The 21,151-nt window shown below is 47.3% G+C and carries 24 protein-coding genes; 17 read left to right on the forward strand and 7 right to left on the reverse strand.

Going from position 1 to position 21,151, the window contains the following annotated elements:
• Position 1: 1 nt before the first annotated feature.
• The gene (locus tag GUA87_RS13280) at positions 2-2,029 is read right to left on the reverse strand and encodes a molybdopterin-dependent oxidoreductase (protein ID WP_193717092.1); all 2,028 of its coding nucleotides are present in this window, start codon (positions 2,027-2,029) and stop codon (positions 2-4) included.
• A gap of 159 nt (positions 2,030-2,188) precedes the next feature.
• Between GUA87_RS13280 and GUA87_RS13285 the strand changes: the two genes are divergently transcribed.
• Entirely contained in the window at positions 2,189-2,905 is a 717-nt protein-coding gene (locus GUA87_RS13285; protein ID WP_193717093.1) for a substrate-binding periplasmic protein, read from the forward strand.
• A gap of 7 nt (positions 2,906-2,912) precedes the next feature.
• Here the strand turns inward: GUA87_RS13285 and GUA87_RS13290 are convergent, their stop codons facing one another.
• Together GUA87_RS13290 and GUA87_RS13295 are read right to left on the reverse strand one after the other, a co-directional pair.
• Positions 2,913-4,160 carry an NAD(P)/FAD-dependent oxidoreductase gene (locus tag GUA87_RS13290; RefSeq protein ID WP_193717094.1) on the reverse strand — a complete coding sequence of 416 codons (1,248 nt, stop codon included), beginning with the start codon at positions 4,158-4,160 and terminating at the stop codon, positions 2,913-2,915.
• A 118-nt stretch (positions 4,161-4,278) separates the two neighbouring features.
• A complete protein-coding gene (locus GUA87_RS13295; protein WP_193717491.1) occupies positions 4,279-5,241 on the reverse strand; it encodes an MBL fold metallo-hydrolase in 963 nt (320 codons plus the stop codon).
• A 197-nt stretch (positions 5,242-5,438) separates the two neighbouring features.
• Here GUA87_RS13295 and GUA87_RS13300 point away from each other — a divergent pair, with 197 nt between their 5' ends.
• The 7 genes from GUA87_RS13300 to GUA87_RS13330 all read left to right on the forward strand — a co-directional run bounded on the left by GUA87_RS13300 (position 5,439) and on the right by GUA87_RS13330 (position 12,946).
• Positions 5,439-7,070, forward strand: a complete 1,632-nt coding sequence (locus GUA87_RS13300; protein WP_193717095.1) for an FAD-dependent oxidoreductase — start codon at positions 5,439-5,441, stop codon at positions 7,068-7,070.
• Between the two features lie 11 nt (positions 7,071-7,081).
• On the forward strand, positions 7,082-7,288 hold the full coding sequence (locus GUA87_RS13305; protein WP_193717096.1) for a DUF2783 domain-containing protein: 207 nt from the start codon (positions 7,082-7,084) through the stop codon (positions 7,286-7,288).
• Between the two features lie 33 nt (positions 7,289-7,321).
• The gene (gene hmgA, locus GUA87_RS13310) at positions 7,322-8,617 is read left to right on the forward strand and encodes a homogentisate 1,2-dioxygenase (protein WP_193717492.1); all 1,296 of its coding nucleotides are present in this window, start codon (positions 7,322-7,324) and stop codon (positions 8,615-8,617) included.
• 12 nt (positions 8,618-8,629) lie between these two features.
• On the forward strand, positions 8,630-9,949 hold the full coding sequence (fahA, locus tag GUA87_RS13315) for a fumarylacetoacetase (protein ID WP_193717097.1): 1,320 nt from the start codon (positions 8,630-8,632) through the stop codon (positions 9,947-9,949).
• Positions 9,950-9,997: 48 nt separating this feature from the next.
• Positions 9,998-10,624 (forward strand): maleylacetoacetate isomerase, encoded by a 627-nt coding sequence (gene maiA, locus GUA87_RS13320; protein WP_193717098.1) that lies wholly within the window; start codon positions 9,998-10,000, stop codon positions 10,622-10,624.
• 172 nt (positions 10,625-10,796) lie between these two features.
• On the forward strand, positions 10,797-12,401 hold the full coding sequence (locus tag GUA87_RS13325) for a GMC family oxidoreductase (protein ID WP_193717099.1): 1,605 nt from the start codon (positions 10,797-10,799) through the stop codon (positions 12,399-12,401).
• 227 nt (positions 12,402-12,628) lie between these two features.
• Positions 12,629-12,946, forward strand: coding sequence for a potassium channel family protein (locus GUA87_RS13330; protein ID WP_227711996.1), 318 nt, complete (start codon positions 12,629-12,631; stop codon positions 12,944-12,946).
• A 45-nt stretch (positions 12,947-12,991) separates the two neighbouring features.
• On the opposite strand, the gene GUA87_RS13335 is transcribed toward GUA87_RS13330, so the two are convergent.
• Both GUA87_RS13335 and GUA87_RS13340 read right to left on the reverse strand, forming a co-directional pair.
• Positions 12,992-13,816, reverse strand: coding sequence for a mechanosensitive ion channel family protein (locus GUA87_RS13335; RefSeq protein WP_227711998.1), 825 nt, complete (start codon positions 13,814-13,816; stop codon positions 12,992-12,994).
• 104 nt (positions 13,817-13,920) lie between these two features.
• Positions 13,921-15,405, reverse strand: coding sequence for a SulP family inorganic anion transporter (locus GUA87_RS13340; protein WP_193717494.1), 1,485 nt, complete (start codon positions 15,403-15,405; stop codon positions 13,921-13,923).
• Between the two features lie 391 nt (positions 15,406-15,796).
• Here GUA87_RS13340 and GUA87_RS13345 point away from each other — a divergent pair, with 391 nt between their 5' ends.
• Entirely contained in the window at positions 15,797-16,189 is a 393-nt protein-coding gene (locus GUA87_RS13345) for a DUF1801 domain-containing protein (RefSeq protein WP_193717101.1), read from the forward strand.
• Positions 16,190-16,194: 5 nt separating this feature from the next.
• Here GUA87_RS13345 and GUA87_RS13350 read toward each other — a convergent pair whose 3' ends face one another.
• The gene (locus tag GUA87_RS13350) at positions 16,195-16,815 is read right to left on the reverse strand and encodes an RNA polymerase sigma factor (RefSeq protein ID WP_193717102.1); all 621 of its coding nucleotides are present in this window, start codon (positions 16,813-16,815) and stop codon (positions 16,195-16,197) included.
• 231 nt (positions 16,816-17,046) lie between these two features.
• Here GUA87_RS13350 and GUA87_RS13355 point away from each other — a divergent pair, with 231 nt between their 5' ends.
• Both GUA87_RS13355 and GUA87_RS13360 read left to right on the forward strand, forming a co-directional pair.
• Complete coding sequence (locus tag GUA87_RS13355) at positions 17,047-17,427, forward strand: RebB family R body protein (protein WP_193717103.1); 381 nt, start codon at positions 17,047-17,049, stop codon at positions 17,425-17,427.
• A gap of 14 nt (positions 17,428-17,441) precedes the next feature.
• Positions 17,442-17,897: a RebB family R body protein gene (locus GUA87_RS13360; protein WP_193717104.1), complete on the forward strand. Its 456-nt coding sequence runs from the start codon at positions 17,442-17,444 to the stop codon at positions 17,895-17,897.
• Between the two features lie 6 nt (positions 17,898-17,903).
• On the opposite strand, the gene map is transcribed toward GUA87_RS13360, so the two are convergent.
• Positions 17,904-18,641, reverse strand: coding sequence for a type I methionyl aminopeptidase (gene map, locus GUA87_RS13365; protein WP_193717105.1), 738 nt, complete (start codon positions 18,639-18,641; stop codon positions 17,904-17,906).
• A gap of 206 nt (positions 18,642-18,847) precedes the next feature.
• Between map and GUA87_RS13370 the strand changes: the two genes are divergently transcribed.
• From GUA87_RS13370 to GUA87_RS13395, 6 genes are all read left to right on the forward strand, one after another.
• A complete protein-coding gene (locus tag GUA87_RS13370) occupies positions 18,848-19,198 on the forward strand; it encodes a RebB family R body protein (protein WP_193717106.1) in 351 nt (116 codons plus the stop codon).
• Positions 19,199-19,240: 42 nt separating this feature from the next.
• The gene (locus tag GUA87_RS13375) at positions 19,241-19,561 is read left to right on the forward strand and encodes a RebB family R body protein (protein WP_193717107.1); all 321 of its coding nucleotides are present in this window, start codon (positions 19,241-19,243) and stop codon (positions 19,559-19,561) included.
• A 47-nt stretch (positions 19,562-19,608) separates the two neighbouring features.
• Entirely contained in the window at positions 19,609-19,965 is a 357-nt protein-coding gene (locus GUA87_RS13380) for a RebB family R body protein (protein ID WP_193717108.1), read from the forward strand.
• 120 nt (positions 19,966-20,085) lie between these two features.
• Positions 20,086-20,454, forward strand: coding sequence for a RebB family R body protein (locus GUA87_RS13385; RefSeq protein WP_193717109.1), 369 nt, complete (start codon positions 20,086-20,088; stop codon positions 20,452-20,454).
• Between the two features lie 44 nt (positions 20,455-20,498).
• Positions 20,499-20,843: a RebB family R body protein gene (locus GUA87_RS13390; RefSeq protein ID WP_193717110.1), complete on the forward strand. Its 345-nt coding sequence runs from the start codon at positions 20,499-20,501 to the stop codon at positions 20,841-20,843.
• Positions 20,844-20,871: 28 nt separating this feature from the next.
• Entirely contained in the window at positions 20,872-21,141 is a 270-nt protein-coding gene (locus GUA87_RS13395; protein WP_193717111.1) for a transposase, read from the forward strand.
• Positions 21,142-21,151 lie beyond the last annotated feature (10 nt).

The raw sequence follows: 21,151 nt of genomic DNA on the forward strand, positions 1-21,151 counted from the left end.
CTTAATTGACACCCTCCACTTCTACACGCGCATCATTATAGCACGCTCCTTCACACAAGTCGGCTTTTGTCGTCGGAGCCAGAGCAGATACCGTCTGATCGTTATCTGTTGTCTTAAACCAGAAGCCTTTTGGTGAACAAAGAACGCCTGGGCGCACAGCTTCCGTCACCTCAAGTTCAAGGAATACTTCGCCTAGTTCGTTATGCACCCGTACCTTGTCACCAGACGACAATTCACGCGCCTTTGCATCCAACGGGTGCATTTCCAAGGTTGGCGCTGCATCATTTTGCTTCAATCCACCAAAAGTAGATGTAATGAGCTTATTTGAGGATGGGGAAATTAATGTCAGCGGATATTCACTCTTGAGAGGGTTATAGCTGATTTTTCTCTGCCCAAACTTCTCCCCCAATTCGTCGGACAGAAGTTCAATCTTGCCCGAAGGTGTTTTTGGAAAAACGTTTTTGAACAAAATCACTTCGCCCAATTCCTTTTCCATACTAATTGCAGTGCCCACCGGAATTTGGCTTGGGCGCACGCCCTCAAACCTTGGATCAGCGCCATCCAGCGCCTCATCCATCAACTCTTCATCTGTTGCTTTGAACGGCGCTTCGTTAAAGCCAAAACGATCCGCGAGACGCCTGAAAATCTCTGTGTTGGGCAACGATTGTCCAACAGGAGAAATCACGGCATCGGCCCGTTGCACATAGGGCTGCCCATAAGCGCAAAAGATATCATCATGTTCAAAATGCGTGGAAGCTGGCAGCACAATATCAGCGTAACGCATGCTGTCTGTCATCACCACGTCAGATCCAACGATAAACAGATCTTCCCGTGACAAAGCCCGTTTCATTTGGTTCTGGTCAGGCGCAACAATCACCGGATTGTGGTTATAGATAAACACCCCTTTGAGCGGAGTATCCAAATCATCTTCATCCAGATGCCGCCCCACGTCCAAGATATTGAGCGTGCGAGTTTCTTTCGGTAGGAGGTCAGGTCGGGTGAGCTTTTCAGATGTTTTAGGGAACAGATTTCCTGCCCCGCCAATAACACCACCGCCGCGCACACCAAACTTGCCCGCGATAGCAGGAAGCCCGAGAATGGCCCTGACCCCGTTTCCGCCATTTTGGTTCCGCTCCAACCCGTTGCCCATTGCAATAACGGCGGGATTGGTTGATGCATAAAGCTCAGCAACTGATTGAATATCTTGGACCGAAATTCCGCAAATGTCAGACGCTTCCTCTATAGTTAGCTCACGAGCTGCTGACAGATACTCATCCGCTCCTTTCACATGTTCAGCCATAAACGCTTCATCCAGCGCGCCTATCCGTTCAAGCTCCGCTGCAATCGCAAAGGCCAAAACAACGTCAGTGCCCGGTTTTACCGGAAGATACATATCGGCCTGATCCGCGATTTTGATCTTCTTTGGGTCCACGACGATCAGTTTGGCACCCTTTTTCTTTGCTTCCTTGATGAGGGGCGCAAGATGAAGGTTGGAAAAGGTGACGTTATTCCCCCAAACAATGATCAATTTTGAATGGACGATCTGCTCCGGCTGCATCGCCCCGACAGGTCCAAGCGTTGCCTTAAATGCTGTACTTTTAATCCCGCCGCACATGGCACTTCTATGAAGACGGCTCGCCCCCAACCTGTGGAAAAACCGCATATCCATGGACCCACCGGCCAACATGCCATGGGGTCCTGCGTAGTTAAGCGGTAATATGGCTTCGGAACCAAATTCATCGATGATATCGGTAAACCGTTCCCTCACTGCATCCAGCGCTTCATCCCACGTAATTTCGACAAATTCGCCTTTCCCGCGGGGACCAACACGCTTTAGAGGCGTCAGGATGCGGCCATCGCCATGAACAAATTCAGGATAAGAACGAGATACCTTATTACAAATGACACCACGCGTAATCGGGTTCGCAGTGGATCCGCGAACCTTAACAACCTTGTTATCTTCAACAGTTACGTCGAAGCTGCACGTATCTGGACAATCCAACGGGCAAACACTTGGAACGATAGTCATTTCTCTCTCCACTTTTAAAGTGGACTTATTTGAAACTCTGAATGAAAAAAGTAAAAGAACCAATTCCAAATTTACTATGGCATCAATTTACCAGTTAAACATTTTTTTAGACTTTCCGTACTTTAATAGATCAATGTATAGCGTATTTTGGGTGCCCCAGTGAATTACCTCCGAATCTTGTCCACAGTATTGGTACTTCTTTTGCCAGCTACTGTAGCGGCTGACTGCCTTAAGGTGCGAATATCTGGCCCCCCGCTTTGGCCCCCGTTTATCAATCAAGTAGATAAGGCAGGTCGTGAAGGTCCTGCATTTGATTTTTTGATTGATTTTATTCAATCAGAAGGGCTGCAAGCAGTTGTTGAGGATACAAAACCCTGGCCAAGGGTTTTAAGAGATCTCGAGATCGGGGAACTTGATTTCGTCGTTGCAATTCTGAAGACCGAAGAACGCGAACGAAAATATATTTATACAGACCGGTGGAATGTCGATAGATATGGTGTTGTGACACTGAAAGACAGTCAATTCGAGTTTTCGGATCTAAATAACCTGAGTGACAAAACCGGCGCTTTTTTTAGAGGAGTAGCCTTTCCGCCTCCCTACGCGGCTTTTATTAAATCGAACAAAAAGCTCACAGGGACCAGTAATGTTGCCTCTTTATACAGTCTCTTGAACAAAAAACGCGTTAATTACCTTCTCGTGTCTGTTGACTCGTTTTTAGCCCTTTTACCAAAAAAGCAGCGTGAGACCGATTATGCGATCATTGAAAGCTCTGTTGTGAATGTTCCCGTGTACATGGCCGCATCGAAACTGTCAGAATGCAAATATCTAGTTCCTAAATTAAACACCTACATTCAATCGCAACTCTATTCAAAATAATAGAATTTCAAAATCTATTTGCACGGTATGGCCACATTTCACGGCTGCCCATTTCGTCGTTCAGCATTTCTTTTACAAGGCGCGCTGTTGTAGGGCCAAGGGTCATTCCCAAATGCTGATGGCCAAACGCAAATATCACACGATTTGATTCTGGAGACGGCCCGATAATTGGCAGGGAATCCGGCAGCGACGGGCGATACCCTAACCACACATCCTGCTCGTCTGTTTTCAAGGATGGGAGCATTTTCTGTGCGTAAGGCAGTAATTTACGCACCCGCCGGAAATCTGGGCCTCGTTCCAAGCCAGCAAACTCCACCTGACTGGTGAGCCGGATGCCCCGCTCCATCGGCGCGAGAACAAAGGACTTCTCCCCATAAACAATCGGTCGCCCAATGCCTTTTTCTTCTACAGCAGGCATCATCAAATGATACCCGCGCTCAGTATCCAGCGGAATGTCAGCACCCAATTGTCTGGCTAACTTCTTGGACCACGCTCCAGTACACAGAACCAGTTTATCTGCACTTACATTGCCATGACTGCCTATGGCTGTAACGGCATTCTCTTCTGCTCTCAGTGTATGAATATCAGAAATGACAATATCGCCGCCTTCTTGCTTGAAAGCGTCGGCAATTCCGTGAACCACTTTCTCAGGGTTCAGCAAAAACCTTGATTTATTGTGATAAATTCCATGTTTGAAGATATGGCTAAGATTGGGTTCCAGATCCCTTAGATCGCCAATGCCAAGCACTTCAAATGGGCTGCCATGTCGCAACATAAGATCACGCATAGCATGTGTCTCTTGAAATCCTTCCTCACTATCATAAACCTTCAACCACCCCTCATCGCGGATGAGATGCTGGAGGCCCGTATTTTCCATCATCACCTGCCAATCAGATGACGCTGACGAGGTCAGTGCTCCCAAATACTTTGCATTATGCTCAACCCGCTCAGCGCGTGTTTCTTGCACGAAACGCAGTAGCCAAGGTGTTATTTTATGCAAATACGACCAGCGAATGGTGAGCGGGCCTGTTGGATCCAGCAACATGGATGGCACAGATTTTAAGATGCCCGGCAAGGCGTTGGGCACACAGCTATCTACAATGGCCCCGGCATTCCCATAGGAACTTCCAGCGCATGGCCCAATACGGTCGATCAAAGTAACCCGGTAACCTGCTTTTTGCAGCGTATATGCGGTACTTGTTCCAACAATACCTGCACCAACAACCAATACTGTTTGATCTGTATTTCCTGTCACATGTGCCTCCTCAATTATTAATTGGAGTGTGGGTATGAATGTCGGAAAAATCAATCCTGTTACACATAAAAAAGCCGCCTTTTCCAAGGCGGCTTCTAAATATACAGTAACGCTGAATTTAGTCTTGGAGTTGATCCCAAACTTCGCGGTCGCGCTCATCCGTCCAGATGCGCGGCCAATCAATGCCTTCAAACTCATCCCAGAGGCGCTGAACGTCAAATGGCAGACAATGTTCAAAAATTGGCCACATGCCAAATTTTGGCTCAAGATGTTCATGTGTTGCTTCAAACGCTTCTTTCAATGTTCCGCCGCGCTTGTGCACTTCACCCACTTTTTCGATCATGCCATTGAGGAAACCACGTGTCTGCTCAATCGCGGCATCCACTTCATCGCGGCCGCGTGCAACTGCACCGCGCCCCCCGATAAGAATTTCAGCGTTATAGGATTTCACTTTATCCAGCGTTTCAGACGCCCAATCGAAATGGAACGCATCGCCTGTGTAAAGGGCTGCCGCAGCTTCCACAAGATCACCTGCAAACAGGATCTTGTGCTTTGGCAACCATGCGATGATATCACCGGCGGTATGACCACGACCGCAATATTCAAGAACCAGATCGCCACGATCACCGCCGAGTGGAATTGTCAGGCGGTCATTGAAAGTAATGTCTGGATGGGTTAGACCCGGAATACCTTCCGGTTCACGGAACAGGCGCGGCATACGCCCATATTCGCTGTCCCAGTCCTGCTTGCCACGCTCTTCAATCAGAAACTTGGTTTTTTCATGTGTGATAATGCTTTCCGCATTGAAGGCACTGGCACCCAACACACGAACCGCATGGTAATGAGACAGGATCAGATATTTGACTGGCTTGTCAGTATGTTCCCGCAGTTTTTCGAGCCAGTCGTTGGCTGCTTTTGGTGTCGCGCGCGCTTCAAACGCAATGATGTAATCTTCCGCTTCGATCGCACCGACGTTCGGGTCACCTTCTGCTGTAAGGGCAAAAACGCCATCTGCCAGCACCTCTAAGGTTTCAAGTTTTTCTTCAGTGTCTGCAGAAGACGCAAAAGGTTTTTTCGCCATATTCATCACCTGTTTAATTAATACTTCACCCATTGGGTGGTCACCATATACCGGAATAGATAACACAACTAGTTTCAAAAGTAACTATTTATGTTGCGTTTTCAAGTCCGGGCAGGTAAGTTAATTTCATATGTAACTATCTACTGTCTGCGGCCTGCATGTTGCAACAGCTATCTGGTCAATAAGGGTAACTGGCGATGCTAAAAACATACACCAACCCGGAATATGATTATATTCCGTCCTCTGATCTCACCGCAAATAATCCGGTTCATCATCCTGTGATTATCATTGGCGCTGGCCCTTGTGGTTTGGCCGCAGCCCTTGACCTTGCTGTACAGGGTATCAAATCCGTTGTGCTGGACGACAACAACACGGTAAGTGTTGGATCACGCGCCATTTGTTTTTCAAAACGGACATTGGAAATTCTGGATCGTTATGGCTGCGCGGCACCGATGATTGAGAAAGGTGTCACCTGGAAGAAAGGTAAAGTCTTCTTCAAGGAAAAGCAGATCTATGATTTTGATTTGCTGGCAGAAGATGGTCATAAGTTGCCCGCCTTTATCAATCTGCAACAATACTATTTCGAAGAATATATGGTCGATCGTGCCATGGAGTTTTCCGAAATTGACCTTCGCTGGAAAAGTAAGGTGACTTCTGTAGAAACCAATGCAGATGTCACGATGATTGAGGTGGAAACACCCGACGGCAGCTATACTTTAACCTGCGACTACCTGCTGGTTGCAGATGGCGCCAACAGCAGTATTCGCACGATGCTGGGTCTGGAAAGCAAGGGACAGGAATTCCACGACCGCTTCCTCATTGCCGATGTAGTGATGAAGGCGGACTTCCCAACAGAACGTTGGTTCTGGTTCGACCCTCCTTTCCACCCAAATCAATCTGTTCTTCTGCACAAACAAGCCGATAATGTATGGCGCATTGACTTCCAGCTAGGCTGGGACGCGGATCCGGAAGAAGAGAAAAAAGAAGAGAATATCCGCCCACGCATTCAACAGATGCTGGGGGAAGATGTCGAGTTTGAACTGGAATGGGCCAGCGTCTACACCTTCAAATGCCGCCGAATGGATAACTTTATTCAAGATCGCGTGATCTTTATGGGTGACGCAGCTCATCAGGTATCCCCGTTTGGTGCCCGAGGTGCAAATGGCGGTATTCAGGCTGTAGAAAACCTCGCCTGGAAACTTGCGAGGGTTCTGAAAGACGAAGCTCCAGCTTCATTGCTTGAAACCTACAATACGGAACGTGTTCATGGCGCGGCTGAAAACATTCTGAACTCAACCCGTGCCACTGATTTCATCACGCCAAAGAACGATATTAGCCGGACTTTCCGCGATGAAACACTTCGCCTTGCGGAGAAATATCCATTTGCCCGTAGTTTGGTAAATAGTGGACGCTTAAGCCTGCCTTGCGATTACCTGACATCTGACCTGATCATTCATGCAGAAACAGATGGGGCTGCGCCGGGATTTGTCGCACCAGACGCCCCTGTTAAAGTGGATGGTAACGATACCTGGCTTATGGATATCTTGGGCAACCGCTTTGTGGCCCTTATCAATCCAGAAGGAATGACTGACGCACAAATCGACGCCTACAAGAACCTGTCCTCTGACATGGATGTTCTTGAGGTTCGAGGCAGTGCCACCGGCGATAACATCATCAATGATGAAAAAGGCTTTATGACCGATCGGTATGACCTGAAACCGGGTGCTGTTTATCTCATCCGCCCAGACCAATATATCGCCGCCTATTTTGTAAACCCTGAAGTATCAGAGCTTGAAGGTGCCCTCAAACATTCACTGGGTATTCAGTAGGAGAATAAGTCATGAGCACAGAATTTCTGAATACAGAACCAAATTTCGAAGATGCGGATGCTTTTTATGCGGCTCTGACCGAAGCCCACAGAACGCTGAATACGCAAGACAGTGAGCGGTTAAACGCACGGCTTGTTTTGCTATTGGCAAATCATATCGGTGACGGAAAAACCTTGTCGGAAGCCATCGAAATTGCTTCCGACCTGGAGAAACTCTAGATCAGTATCAAATAACCAACGAGTATCAAGGTGATGGATAATACTCTGGAATATATGAACGGTTTCGACAATGAGCACGAAACCGAGGCTTTGCCGGGCGCCCTTCCTGTAGGGCAGTTCAGCCCGCAAAAAGTGGCCTATGGATTATATGCTGAACAGTTCAGCAGCACCGCCTTTACGGCGCCAAGGGCCAAAAACCGGCGGACATGGATGTACCGGATCCGTCCTTCTGTCTCGCAAGGGGCGTATCAGCTTTACAATGGCAATGCCTCCATCCGGACGGCACCAATTACGGAGGCTGTTACTCCGCCAGATATGATGCGGTGGGATGCGCAAGATCTTCCCGAAGGGGATGTGGATTTTGTGGATGGTCTGGTTACCATTGCTGCAAATGGCAGCGCCGATGGGCAATCAGGTCTCGGTATTCATATCTATCGCGCCACTGCAAGCATGGGCAACCGACACTTCACGACAGCGGACGGAGAGCTTCTCATCATCCCGGAAATGGGATCCCTTGCTGTTAAGACCGAGTGCGGTCAGTTAAATATTCAATCTGGCGAAATCTGTGTCATTCCGCGCGGCATGAAATTCCGCGTTGATCTGCTTGATGGCCCTGCGCGTGGTTATGTTGCTGAGAATTACGGTGCACTGCTTGAGCTGCCAGAGCGTGGACCCGTTGGTGCAAATGGTTATGCAAATGATCGGGATTTCCAGTATCCGGTTGCAGCCTATGAAGATGCAGAAGGTGAGTATGAACTGATCACCAAGTTTGGTGGCAATCTATACAGTTGCGAACTGGATCATTCACCACTGGATGTAGTGGCGTGGGTGGGGAACTCCGCCCCTTACAAATATGATCTTTCCCGCTTCAATGTGATGAACACGGTGAGCTACGATCATCCGGATCCTTCAATCTTCACAGTGCTAACCTCTCCTTCAGGTGAGATTGGTGTTGCTAATCTGGATTTCGTGATCTTCCCACCGCGCTGGATGGTGGCTGAAGATACTTTCCGCCCACCTTATTACCATCGCAACGTGATGAGCGAATTCATGGGCCTCATTGAAGGCACATATGATGCGAAAGAAGAAGGTTTCGTCCCAGGTGGATGTAGTCTACACAATGCCATGTCCCCACACGGTCCTGAGGCAGCTGTTTTTGAAAAAGCAAGCAACGCAGAATTGGGCCCTGAGCGGTACAAGGACACCATGGCCTTTATGCTGGAATCCCGTTACGCCTATAAACTTTCTGAATATGCGCTTAATTCTGACACTCGCCAGCTTGGATATTCATCCTGTTGGGACGGCCTCAAAAAACACTTCAAACCATAGAAGATACCCAAAATGACACAAAGCACACTTAATGAAACTCACAACCCTTCATTAAAAAGTTGGGTACAATCTGCAAATGATGGAAAGACTGACTTTCCTATTCAAAACCTGCCTTTTGCCAGCTTCAACGAAACAACAGGTGGTAAAGGTTTCCGTGGCGGCGTCGCCATTGGTGATCAAATCGTTGACCTGAAAGCTGTCTCAGAAGCCGGCTTGTTTGACGGTTTGGCGAAAGACGCTGTTGATGCCGCTGCAAATGAAAAACTAAACACCTTCATGGCAATGGGTAAAGAAGCGTGGTCAGCCCTTCGCGCGGCATTGTCTGGCGCCTTGGCTGAAGGTTCGGAACAGCAAACCGCTATGGAAGCCTGTCTGGTGGCGCAAAGTGATGTTGAATATGGAAATCCGTGTCACATCCCTGACTACACAGATTTCTATGCGTCTGTTCACCACGCGACAAATATCGGCGCGCTATTCCGCCCGGACAATCCACTTCTTCCAAACTACAAATGGATCCCAATTGGATATCATGGTCGGTCGTCTTCCATTGGTGTATCCGGTCAATCATTCCCGCGTCCAAAAGGACAGACCAAAGCACCAGATGCTGCGGAACCGTCTTTTGGGCCATGTAAGCGCCTTGATTTCGAATTGGAAATGGGAGCTTTCGTCGGTAAAGGCAATGATATTGGTGAAAGTGTCAGCATTGAAGACGCAGAAGACCATGTATTCGGCATGTGCCTTTTCAATGACTGGTCCGCTCGCGACATCCAAGGTTGGGAATATCAGCCACTTGGACCGTTTCTTGCCAAAAACTTCGCCTCAACCATCTCACCTTGGATTGTGACAATGGAAGCGCTGGCACCCTATCGTGTTGCCTTCTCTCATCCTGCAGATGACCCACAACCATTGCCTTATCTGACATCAGATGAGAATTCTGCAAAAGGTGGCCTGGATATCGAGCTGGAAGTTCTTCTTCAAACCGAGAAAATGAGAAATGCAGGAGAAGCTGCGGTCTCTCTTGCCACCTCCAACATGAAATACAGCTACTGGACTATTGCGCAGATGATGACACACCACACAGTTGGTGGCTGCAACATGCAGGCGGGTGACTTGATGGCAACAGGTACAATGTCTGGCCCAGATGCAAGTGAAGCCTGCGCTATGATTGAACTTACAAGCGGCGGTAAAAACCCGATCACATTACCAAATGGCGAAACTCGCACTTTCCTCGAAGACGGTGACACGGTTGTTGTGAAGGGTTTCTGTAAATCTGATCAACCGGTTCGTATTGGCTTTGGTGAATGTGCAGGCACGGTTCTACCAGCGAAATAAATAACAAGGGTGCCTTTCGGGGCACCCTATTGATAAATGGGGATATTAATGGAACTTTTCACTTATTTTCGATCTTCCGCGGCTTATCGCGTCCGTATTGCACTGAACTTAAAAGAAATTCCCCATAAGCTGACAACAGTTAATCTGCTGAAGGCAGAGCATAAAAGTGATGCATACCTGAAGCTAAATCCCCAAGGATTGGTTCCTTCCCTAAAACTGGATGATGGACGGGTTATTAATCAATCTACTGCCATGCTGGAATATCTGGAAGCAACCAGTGACAGCTATCCGCTTCTCCCCTCTAATCCATATGATGCTGCAACCGTGCGTGAATGGTGCAATATCATTGGAAATGACATCCACCCTGTAGATAACCTCCGTATCTTGAAATATCTAACGGGTACTTTGGGCGTATCAGAAGACGAAAAGATGACATGGTATCATCATTGGATTCATGAAGGCTTTAAAGCTTTGGAATCGCAGGTAAAGGCCACCCCGTATTGTTTTGGCAACCAAATCACGCTTGCTGATTTATATCTGGTGCCGCAAGTTTATAATGCGCTGCGGTTTGATTTGGATATGGCTAACTACCCAAAGATCAGAAGCATATATGACGCCTGCAACAAGCTCGAAGCCTTCATAAATGCAGCCCCTGAAAATCAACCGCAAGAATAGCAATTAAAACTAATATATTTTTGACCGACGGTCATTTTTTACTTTCTAAGGTAGAAAGCTTTGGTTACCCTTTTTGTAACCGGTAGTGATTACCTGCAGAAATTAAAATAAGAACTGCGTCCAGTAATGCTCCCGGACCAATACTTGTATTGGAAAATAAGGGAGGAACATCATGTACGATTATATTGTCGTAGGGGGCGGATCTGGCGGATCCGTGGTAGCTAGTCGTCTATCGGAAAATCCAGACCACACCGTTTGTCTGCTTGAAGCGGGCGGACCTGACAAAAGCATTCTGATCCACGTCCCGTTGGGAATGGCAGCCATGCTTCCGAGAAAAATCAATAACTGGGCGTTTGAAACAGTCCCACAAAAAGGCCTAAACGGTCGCAAAGGATATCAACCCAGAGGGAAAACCCTAGGGGGGTCTAGTTCTATCAACGCCATGCTATATGTCCGTGGACATAAGTGGGATTATGATCATTGGGCCTCTCTTGGCAATGAAGGCTGGTCCTATGATGACGTCCTGCCTTTGTTCAAAAAGGCCGAAAATAACGAGCGCGGTGGGGATGATTTTCATGGATCAGGCGGCCCTTTGAATGTTGCAGACCTGCGATCACCTATGGGGATCAACAACACCTTTCTGGAAGCTGCGCGCCAGTTACAATTGCCCATGAACGATGATTTCAATGGTGCTACTCAGGAAGGCGTTGGATATTATCAAACGACGCAAAAAAATGGTGAAAGGTGGAGTGCCGCGAAAGGCTATCTAACTCCGAACCTTGATCGTCAAAACCTTGATGTCATTACCAAAGCACCTGCAACCAAAATCATTATAGAAGGCAAGCGAGCCGTTGGCATTCAATTCAAACATAATGGCAAAATAAAAGAGATCCGCGCACGTAAGGAAATCATTCTGGCGGGCGGTGCTTTTGCGACACCGCAACTCCTATTGCTCTCAGGTATCGGCGCAGCGAAAGACATCCAACCTCATGGCATTGAAGTTGTGCATGAACTGCCCGGTGTTGGGGAGAACTTGCAGGATCATATCGACTATGTATCTGCTTATCGCTCCCCTTCCAAAGAGACGATGGGGATTTCCCTCGGTGGTGCTGTCGACATATTCAAGGCAATCGGCCAATGGCGTAAAGAACGCACGGGTATGCTTACCTCAACCGCAGCGGAGACAGGGGCTTTTTTGAAATCTGACCCCAATCTGGAAATTCCAGACTATCAACTTCACTTTGTAATCGGCATGCTGGACGACCATGCGCGCAAAACCAATCTTGGATATGGCTTTAGCTGCCATGCTTGCGTACTTCGCCCAAAAAGCCGTGGTACGGTAAAACTCAATTCAGCCAATCCTTCGGATGCGCCGCGTATTGATCCAAATTTTCTGGATCATGAGGATGATGTTCAAGTTCTGCTAAAAGGCGTTAAAGAAATGGAACGCATTTTACGCGCCCCTGCTTTCGAAGGCATTCGTGGTAAAGCACTGTATGAGATGGATCTGGACTCAGATGAGGCCATTATCGAAATGCTCAGAAACCGTGCGGATACGGTATACCACCCGGTTGGCAGCTGTAAGATGGGAACTGATGAGATGGCCGTCGTCGATCCACAACTTAAGGTGCGGGGATTGGAAGGGCTTCGTATTGCAGACGCCTCCATTATGCCAACGCTTATTGGCGGCAATACAAACGCCCCAACTATTATGATCGGCGAAAAAGCCGCAGAAATGATTTCCACTGACGCGCAGCAACAACTTGAAATGGCTTAAAAAACAACGTGCCGGAAGGTTGACCTTCCGGCATTTTACCTATCTTATCAATGTAGAATAACCATCAAAGGCGCTTCTACATGCTCGTTCAACTCATTGCTGGAACTGCGATAATTATTCTGTGCGTAATTAATCACGCATTGTGTCTCGAGCTATTGCTTCGACGGTTAAAACAAAGCGGCCCCAGATGGGACCTCAAGTTCCCTAAGGTGGGACATGTTTTTATCATGATTGTTGTTGTGCTGGGTCTTTTTATGGCGCACACAATTGAAGCATGGATCTGGGCAATGTTCTTCTATCTGGCAGGTGAACATACTGAGTTTTCAGAAGCTGTTTATTTCTCTACAGTGACTTTTACAACCCTTGGCTATGGCGATGTTACCTTATCGGAAAAGTGGCGCCTAACTGCCGCCCTGCAAGCCGTGAGCGGCATTATGCTATTTGGCTGGAGCACAGCCTTCCTTGTTAATGTACGAGCGTTCTTCTGGCGCAAACATGGCATCATCCATACGCCCCCCCATTTTGACGAAGAGCATCAACCATAAAAAAAGGCCTCCATTGGGAGGCCTTTTCGTTCACTAAAACTGCAATTAGTCTTTGACCATTTGCACATGTGGATAAGGGATGCTGATCTTCTCTTTGTCGAACTCTTCCTTGAAGGCTTTCGTCAAATCGAACTTCACTCCCCAATAGTCGCCTGACTTACACCAAACGCGCACAGTGATGTTCACCGAACTGTCTCCCAACTCTGACACAACAACCACAGGAGCCGGGTCTTTAAGGCTACGCTCATCAGCTTCAACGAGACGGCGCAAAACCTCCATGGCTTTGTTGATGTCGTCGTTGTAGGAAATCCCCATCAGGAAATCTACGCGGCGTGTATCATGGAAGCTGAAGTTCTTGATCGCGCTTCCCCACACTGTGGCATTTGGAAGAATGATCTGAATATTATCGCCAGTGGCCATTTCAGTTGTGAACAGGTTGACGGCTTTTACAGTTCCCGCATGCCCCGCAACCTCCACGAAATCTCCTACGCGGATCGGACGGAAGAACAATAACATCACACCGCCCGCAACATTGGACAAAGTGCCCTGCAATGCCAAACCAATTGCCAAGCCCGCGGCACCAAGAACCGCAATCAAACTTGCTGTTTGAACACCGAACTGTGCAAGTACCAAAAGCAGCGTGATAATTAGAATTGTCATCTTGGTCAGAGATCCAAGGAAATTGACAACAGTTACGTCAACACCGCGTTTGTTGAGCATTTTAGTCAATGAATTCGGAATGATCTTGGAAATGATATTACCGATAATCAGGATGATGATGGCACCGACCACATCAAGACCATAGGTCGTCAGTACCGTCATCAGTTGTTGAGCAAGTTCCTCAACATTCAGGTTTTCCATAAAACCCATTTAAAGTCTCCCCAATAGCTGAGTGCGCATTTATGCATATGAATACTTGCCTAATATTTCAGGAACAACTTTGTTTGTCCATAAATTAGGCAAGTAAATATTATTTACTTCTCGTAGTCTGCTGCCACGCCGTAACGCGGGTCTTCAAGTACAGAGATCTCGACCATATTCCGCGCTTTATGCAATAGATCACGGCAATCTTTACTTAAGTGGCGAATATGAAGCTGCTTACCTGCATTGCTATATTTCTCAGCGAGACTGTCAATTGCCTGAAGGCCTGAATGATCCACAACACGAGAGTTTTGGAAGTCGATAATAATATCGTCCGGATCGTTTCGAAGATCAAAAATCTCCTGAAAGCTGGTGACCGATCCAAAGAATAACGGGCCTTCAATGTTGTAAACCTTAGAGCCCGTTTGGGTAATTTCAGTGCGCGCATGTATTTTCTTCGCACTTTCCCATGCGAAAACCAATGCGGACACAATAACACCCACAATAACAGCAATCGCCAAGTCACTAATAACCGTAACGCCAGATACAAGGATCAATACAAACGCGTCAGTCCGTGGGATTTTATTGAGGATACGTAAGCTGGACCAAGCAAAGGTTGCGATCACCACCATAAACATCACACCGACAAGCGCCGCAAGCGGGATCTGCTCAATAAGTGGAGCTCCAAACAGAATGAAAACCAGAAGGAACAGGGCTGCAGAAATACCAGAAAGGCGCTCGCGGCCACCAGAAGTCACGTTAATCATGCTTTGACCAATCATGGCGCAACCGCCCATACCACCAAAGAAACCGGTCACAGTATTGGCGACACCTTGCGCCACGCATTCTTTACTCGCACCGCCGCTTGTGTCAGTCATTTCACAAACAAGGTTCAGTGTCAGCAGGCTTTCAATCAAACCAATCGCCGCCAAGATCACGGCATAAGGCAAAATGATCCAAAGTGTTTCAAGATTTACAGGAACTGAAGGAATATGAAACTCCGGAAGGCCACCAGCGATCGAAGCCATATCTCCAACGGTTCTTGCATCAAGTCCCAGCCAGATCACTAATATGGAGACGACACCGATGCCCACCAACGGAGCTGGAATCGCTTTAGTTATTTTTGGAGTAATAAAAATGATGGCCATGGTAAGCGCAATCAAACCAAGCATCATATAAAGGCTGCTTCCCTGCATCCATTCCAGCGCACCATCTGTGCCCTGCACTTTAAACTGTCCGATTTGAGCAAGGAAAATAACGATCGCCAGACCGTTCACAAAGCCAAGCATCACAGGGTGTGGAACCATTCTGATAAACTTACCCAGTTTGAAAACGCCCGCCAGAATCTGCAAAATGCCCATCAAAACTACAGTAGCAAACAGATATTCAACACCATGAACAGCCACAAGGCTTACCATCACAACTGCAAGAGCACCTGTCGCACCTGAAATCATGCCTGGCCTACCACCAATTAACGCTGTGATTAAACCGACCAAAAAGGCGGCATATAGACCAACTAGAGGGTGAACACCTGCAACAAACGCAAATGCAACTGCTTCAGGGACCAGAGCTAGCGCTACTGTCAATCCTGACAACAGCTCGGTTTTTAGCCGCGTAGGTGTAAAACGATCTGCGACGGAACTGAGTGAGTTTGAATTTGCCTTCAAAAGTTTACCCTACCTACTTCAATGAAACACTTATTGTGCAATGCACCAATTTGGCTACTTACATGAATTTGACCAAATATTCCAGTTTTATTCATGGGAAGCAGCCCCGCGCCTAACGCATAGTTGCATAAGGTGGTTTTTATATTTTAATTTCAGCAAGTTAAAATATGCGCAACAAACAAGAAAAAACAAAACAGATTTCTCTATAAGGCCCGTGTTGCATCATGCTGCAATTGCGAATTCCGTTTACCACGAGAATTGCCAATTGAAACGAGTGCCAAAGCACGTCATCATTTCCTAATGACAAGAAGGTGAAATCGACATGGACAGTGATATCTCAGCCGTATTTGGAAAAATGCCGGAATTTGCAGCAAATAATCTGCTTAAAATCCGAGATTTGATCTTGCAAATCTCCGATGAGCAACCCTCAGTTGGAAAAATCACTGAATGCCTGAAATGGGGAGAGCCAAGTTATGTTACTCACTCCCCGAGAACCGGAACAACCGTCCGCCTTGCCTGGAAAGAAAAAGACCAGAAATATGGGATTTATGTTCCATGCCAAACCACACTCATTGAAGACTTTAAGGTCGCTCACGAAACTGACCTAACCTTTGACAAAAATAGAGGTATTCTTTTCAAAAAAGGCGAGAGTATTCCAATGGATCTAATTTCTTCTTTTCTATTTCACGCACTCACCTATCACGTTAAGAAGTAGTCCTACTATCTGAGCGACCCCAATTGGCGCCGCAATATGGAGCGCGCTTGCTGGACACGCTTTCTTGCATTGTCATTACTGATATTGAGCCTTTCTGCGATTACTTTGTAATCGTCCCCCTCTATTAATCTCATAACCAAGGGGGCTTGTAGGTTAGCAGGTAGCTTATCAATTGCGAGCAATATGGCTTTGCCAAGCTCGGTATTCATCAACTCCCCTTCCGGGGAAAGCTCCACATTCTCCAAGGGGCTGTTATCAATCTCAACAACCTCCTTCACTTTCTCCTTTAGCCGAAATCTACGCTTGTTGGATCGGTGCAAATCAATACAGATATTGTGAAGAAGCCTCGCAAACCAGGCACGCTCATTCTTTATGTTTTCAGCATGTTCTGCGTATTTCTCATGGGCTCGCAATGTTGCCAGACTTAAGGCATCCTCGGCATCCATATGACTTACATTCATCCACATCAGGCTTAACCGCCTCAAATAATCCCGATGCTCATTCCAAGCTGCCCAGAAAGCACGGCTTTGTTCTTTTTCAGATACAATCGCACGAATAGGAGCATTTTCATTTTCCGAAATAAACACATCTTGAGTTACAGATGTCTCCCGCTTAACGTTCCGCAATGTGCACCCTCCCGCAAACACCATATTGGCGTAATTAAAAATTCTATGTGTTATTTAGGTTGCATATTTCCCCTTTAAAGTGTTTTTTTATATTTTTCTTCTCTTAGTAGGATATATAAATCTCACTAGGAAGATTTCTAAATCTCATTTCCGTTACTTGGGCTCACTATCATAGTCGGATCGCCAGAACGTCCTTTATCTGTATTTTTTACAGGAATGAAGGACATCAAAATGCCTGATAAAAGCACAACTAAGTACACGGACCCGATTACGGAATCTGTTGTAAATGTAAATCAAATTGTTCTAGGAAGCGCTGCGGCGACGGCTATGGCCGCCATGTATGTCACTCTGGCCCAAGCTGCTGGCGTGGGTGCACAAAACTCTGTCACCTCGCAAAACCACCTCAATATACTGGGGAACGCCGCGATCGGTGCAGGCACAGGTAATCTGTTGTGGGAAGGCCTCAACAGGCAAGTTGAAAATCTCACGATGAATGACCGGTTAAAATACTGGGAACAGATGATGGCAATCAGCAAGGGGCAGCCTACGGAACAAACACCTGCTGCCGACACCACATCCCAGAATACATCTACTGACACACCGTCGGCTTAAAGATTGGATAGTGTATGAGCGATAAAAAAACACCAGACGCTGCACAAAACATGAAAGCTGCGATGGGAAATGTAGAAGAATCCCCTTCCTTTGCAATGGGCCTTTTATACCAGTTTGCTGCCCATTCTTCTGGACTCGCCTTAAACAACGCGACAGTAAATTCCAACGTTCTCAACAGCGTTAACAGCGCAAATGGAACTGTTCTCACAGCCCTCAAAAACGCTGAAGCAGCTGTCTTAAGCGCCCAGAAAACTACGATAGGCGAGAGTTACAACGCCCAAACAGCGACTATTACTGAAGCGTTAAACTCTCAGACAACCGCAGCGGTTACTGGTCTCAACTCTGTCACCAATGCCGGAGCGACTGCCCTCACCGCGCAAACCAGCCAGGAAATCGCCGGTATTACAGCAGATGCAATTGCTGCCACCGCTGTTGCCATGGACAGTATCGTGAAAAAAATGGGGGGTTAACCCAGTTCAAGTAACGATGATGGGCGCGCCTTTGGTGATGATCAACGTGTGCTCATATTGAGCAGACGGGGACCCATCCCAAGTCAGCAAAGTCCACCCATCATCGCTTTCTTTGTAGCGCCCAACCCCTTTGGTCAGAAATGGCTCAATGGTTATCACCAGTCCTTCTACCAAAGGAGAGCGCAGGTTGGGCATAAAACGATTATGAACATCTGGCGGCTCATGAATATTGCTGCCAACACCATGACCTACCAGCCCGTCAATAATCCGATAGCCCCGTTTGGTCGCTAGGCCCTCTACTGCCCGGCCAATCATGTTAAGAGCATTCCCAGCACGGGCTGCATTAATGCCTGCATCCAGTGCCTTCTTCGTCGCGTCACATAGATCTGTTAAGTGACTCGCAACACGCCCTACAGGCATGGATCGGCCGGAATCAGCCCAATACCCGCCTTTTTCAGCTGACACATCAATATTGACCAACTGTCCTTCTTCAAGAACGCGATCCCCGGGAATACCATGGGCGGCTTCATTGTGGACACTGATGCAGGTGTATCCCGGAAAGTCATAAGCAAGTTTCGGTGCGGACGTAGCCCCAAGATCAGAAAACATACGGCCGGCAATTTCGTCTAAATCGCGAGTTGTAATACCAGGACGAACAGCTTGTTCCATCTCGTCAAGGACCTGACGAATAATCCCACCGATTTCTTTCAAGCCTTCAATATCTTCGTCTGTTTTCGCAATCATCTCTTCTCACCCTGCACCGATTGAAGCCAACTGTATGTTTTTTATATGTTTTTTGTCAAATTTGTTCTGCGAAAAATGAGATGTTTCGCAAGACATAGATGGGATTCCCATCATTTTTTTTCACACAGTCTCAAAGGCTTCCGTCTTTCCGCTGTCGAATTGAACACATGATGATGTTCACTTTCATGAAAAGACGGAGGACCCCTATGGCAAAAGATACGCCGGTGAACAGTCAAATTACAGATGCGGTTACGCAATCCAATATGGCTGTGCTGGGCAATGCACCAGCCCAATCCATGGCAACGGCTTATCAGTTGCTGGCTCAATCAGTTGGTGTTTCCATGCAAAATGCTGTGGCCAATCAGCAGAACATGAACACGATCGATAGCGCCATTCTTTCCCAAGGGATCAGCCTTCTTTTTAATCTGGATGCGGCAGCTGATGCCAGTTCTGTGAAGGATATGCTCGTGGATGAGAGCAACAACGAAGTTCTTTCGACACTACAGGCGATTGTCAGTGAATTGAAATCGTCACAAGCAGAAGACAAGGATGATTAACCATCCTTCCCTAGCCCATAACGCTTATTAAGGAGTTACATTATGCCAGGCGATACCCCGGTAAATTCACAGATTACAGATTCAATCACACAAGCCAACGTCAGTAACCTGGCCGAGGCCCCTGCCGTTTCCATGGCCAATACCTATCAGGTATTTGGTCAGGTTGTCGGTGCCAGCATGCAAAATGCTGTTTCTAACCAGCAAAGTGCTGCCACCATTGATCTGGCAGTAGCTACACAAGGTACAAGTGTACTTTATAACCTGTCTGCATCAACAGCAGCGAAAGCCACATCGGAAGTTCTTTCTGGCAATCCGGTTGCTGAGTCCTTAAGCGCGCTGCAGGCAGCGGCAAACGGTTTTTAATCTAACAGCCTAACAGCACATTCTTCATTACATAAAGGAGGGCCATTATGGCTGAAAATACTTGGATGAACAGTCAGATCACTGACAGTGTGACACAATCAAACGTAAAAGTACTGGGTGATGCACCCGCAGAATCCATGGGTATGCTCTATCAGATGCTGGCACAAAGCACAGGTATGAGTATGCAGAATATGGTTGCTAACCAGCAGCATAAAAACTCAATCGACAGCGCGGTAGTCACAGGTGCTGTAACTGTACTTTACACATTGGATACTGCAACAACAGGAAAAGCGACACAGGAAATCCTGAGCGGTAATCCGATCGCAGAATCCATGGCCTCCCTAAAAGGTGTTATGGCAGCGTTCAACCGTGAAAATCCAAACACACCGCGCTTCGGCGGCTAAACCAAATATCCCCTGATTTGCCCGTCAGATCAGGGATACGCCTGAACCTCACACTTCCCCTGGGTAGCCCGTCTTTACCTGTGAGGTTCAGGTATTCAACCATTTCAAACGGAGTTAGAAATGACCAAAGACGACAGCAATAGTTATAAACAGGTGAAATCTGTTAACAGCCAAATCACGGATGCGGTTACGCAGTCAAATATGGTACTCACCGGTCTTGCACCTGCCCACTCCATGGGAACTTTGTATCAGACCATGGCGCACACGGTCGGTACCTCCTGGCAAAATGCTGTTTCTAACCAACAGAATGTCAACACCGTCAATCTGGCGGCTCTTGCCCAGAATTTGCAGCTCATTTTACAACCACAGCAGAGGCGCCGCGAAATCCAGCTACCACCAATAATTGTACAGCCGACAGTTGTCAAAACCGCAAGTCAGAACAGGGAAAGTGATGACGACACTTCGTCACGTCGTTCAAAAAGCAAATAACCAACTCGTTCCCACATCCATCTAAATGAGTCAGGAGCAACGGCATGTCCGAAGAATCCTATGTAAACAGCCAAATCACAGATGCCATAGCGCAGACCAGCATGAAGGTTATAGGCGAAGCCCCTGCGGAAGCTGTTGGCATCCTATACCAGCAAATGGCCCACAGCATAGGTCTGGCTCTGCAAAATGTGATTGCTCAACAGCAACACAGTTACACCATACATAACGCAGTTACTCTCGCGGCATCAAGACAGTTACTCACCACGGACCCAGCCGCAGCGGCTAAAGCCTCACAAGAGCTTATTGCGGGAAGTTCAATCACAGATAATTTAGTAGCATTGCAATCTGTTGTCTCCGAAATGGGAAAGAAGCCTGATAATCAATCTTAATGAACCGAGTAGTTGAGCACAAAGTGATATGGAAAAACGACACCACTCCAACGAAGAAATTGAAGAGATCCTTCAAGAACTGGAAAATGGGCTCACCATTGACGAAATTACCTTTGAATACGGGATTTCGCGTGCAACTCTTTACAGGTGGCGAAAGCGCGCCCGCAATTCCTTCGACCGGGATATCAACCGCCTTCGGCAAGCGGATGAAGAAAATGCGAGACTGAGAAACCTTCTGGCGGATGCAGTGTTGGAAATTCACGCTTTGAAGGAAAAACTGGAACAAATTGAAAAATAGAGTCTGCACG

The organism is Sneathiella sp. P13V-1, assembly GCF_015143595.1.
Lineage (GTDB): Bacteria > Pseudomonadota > Alphaproteobacteria > Sneathiellales > Sneathiellaceae > Sneathiella.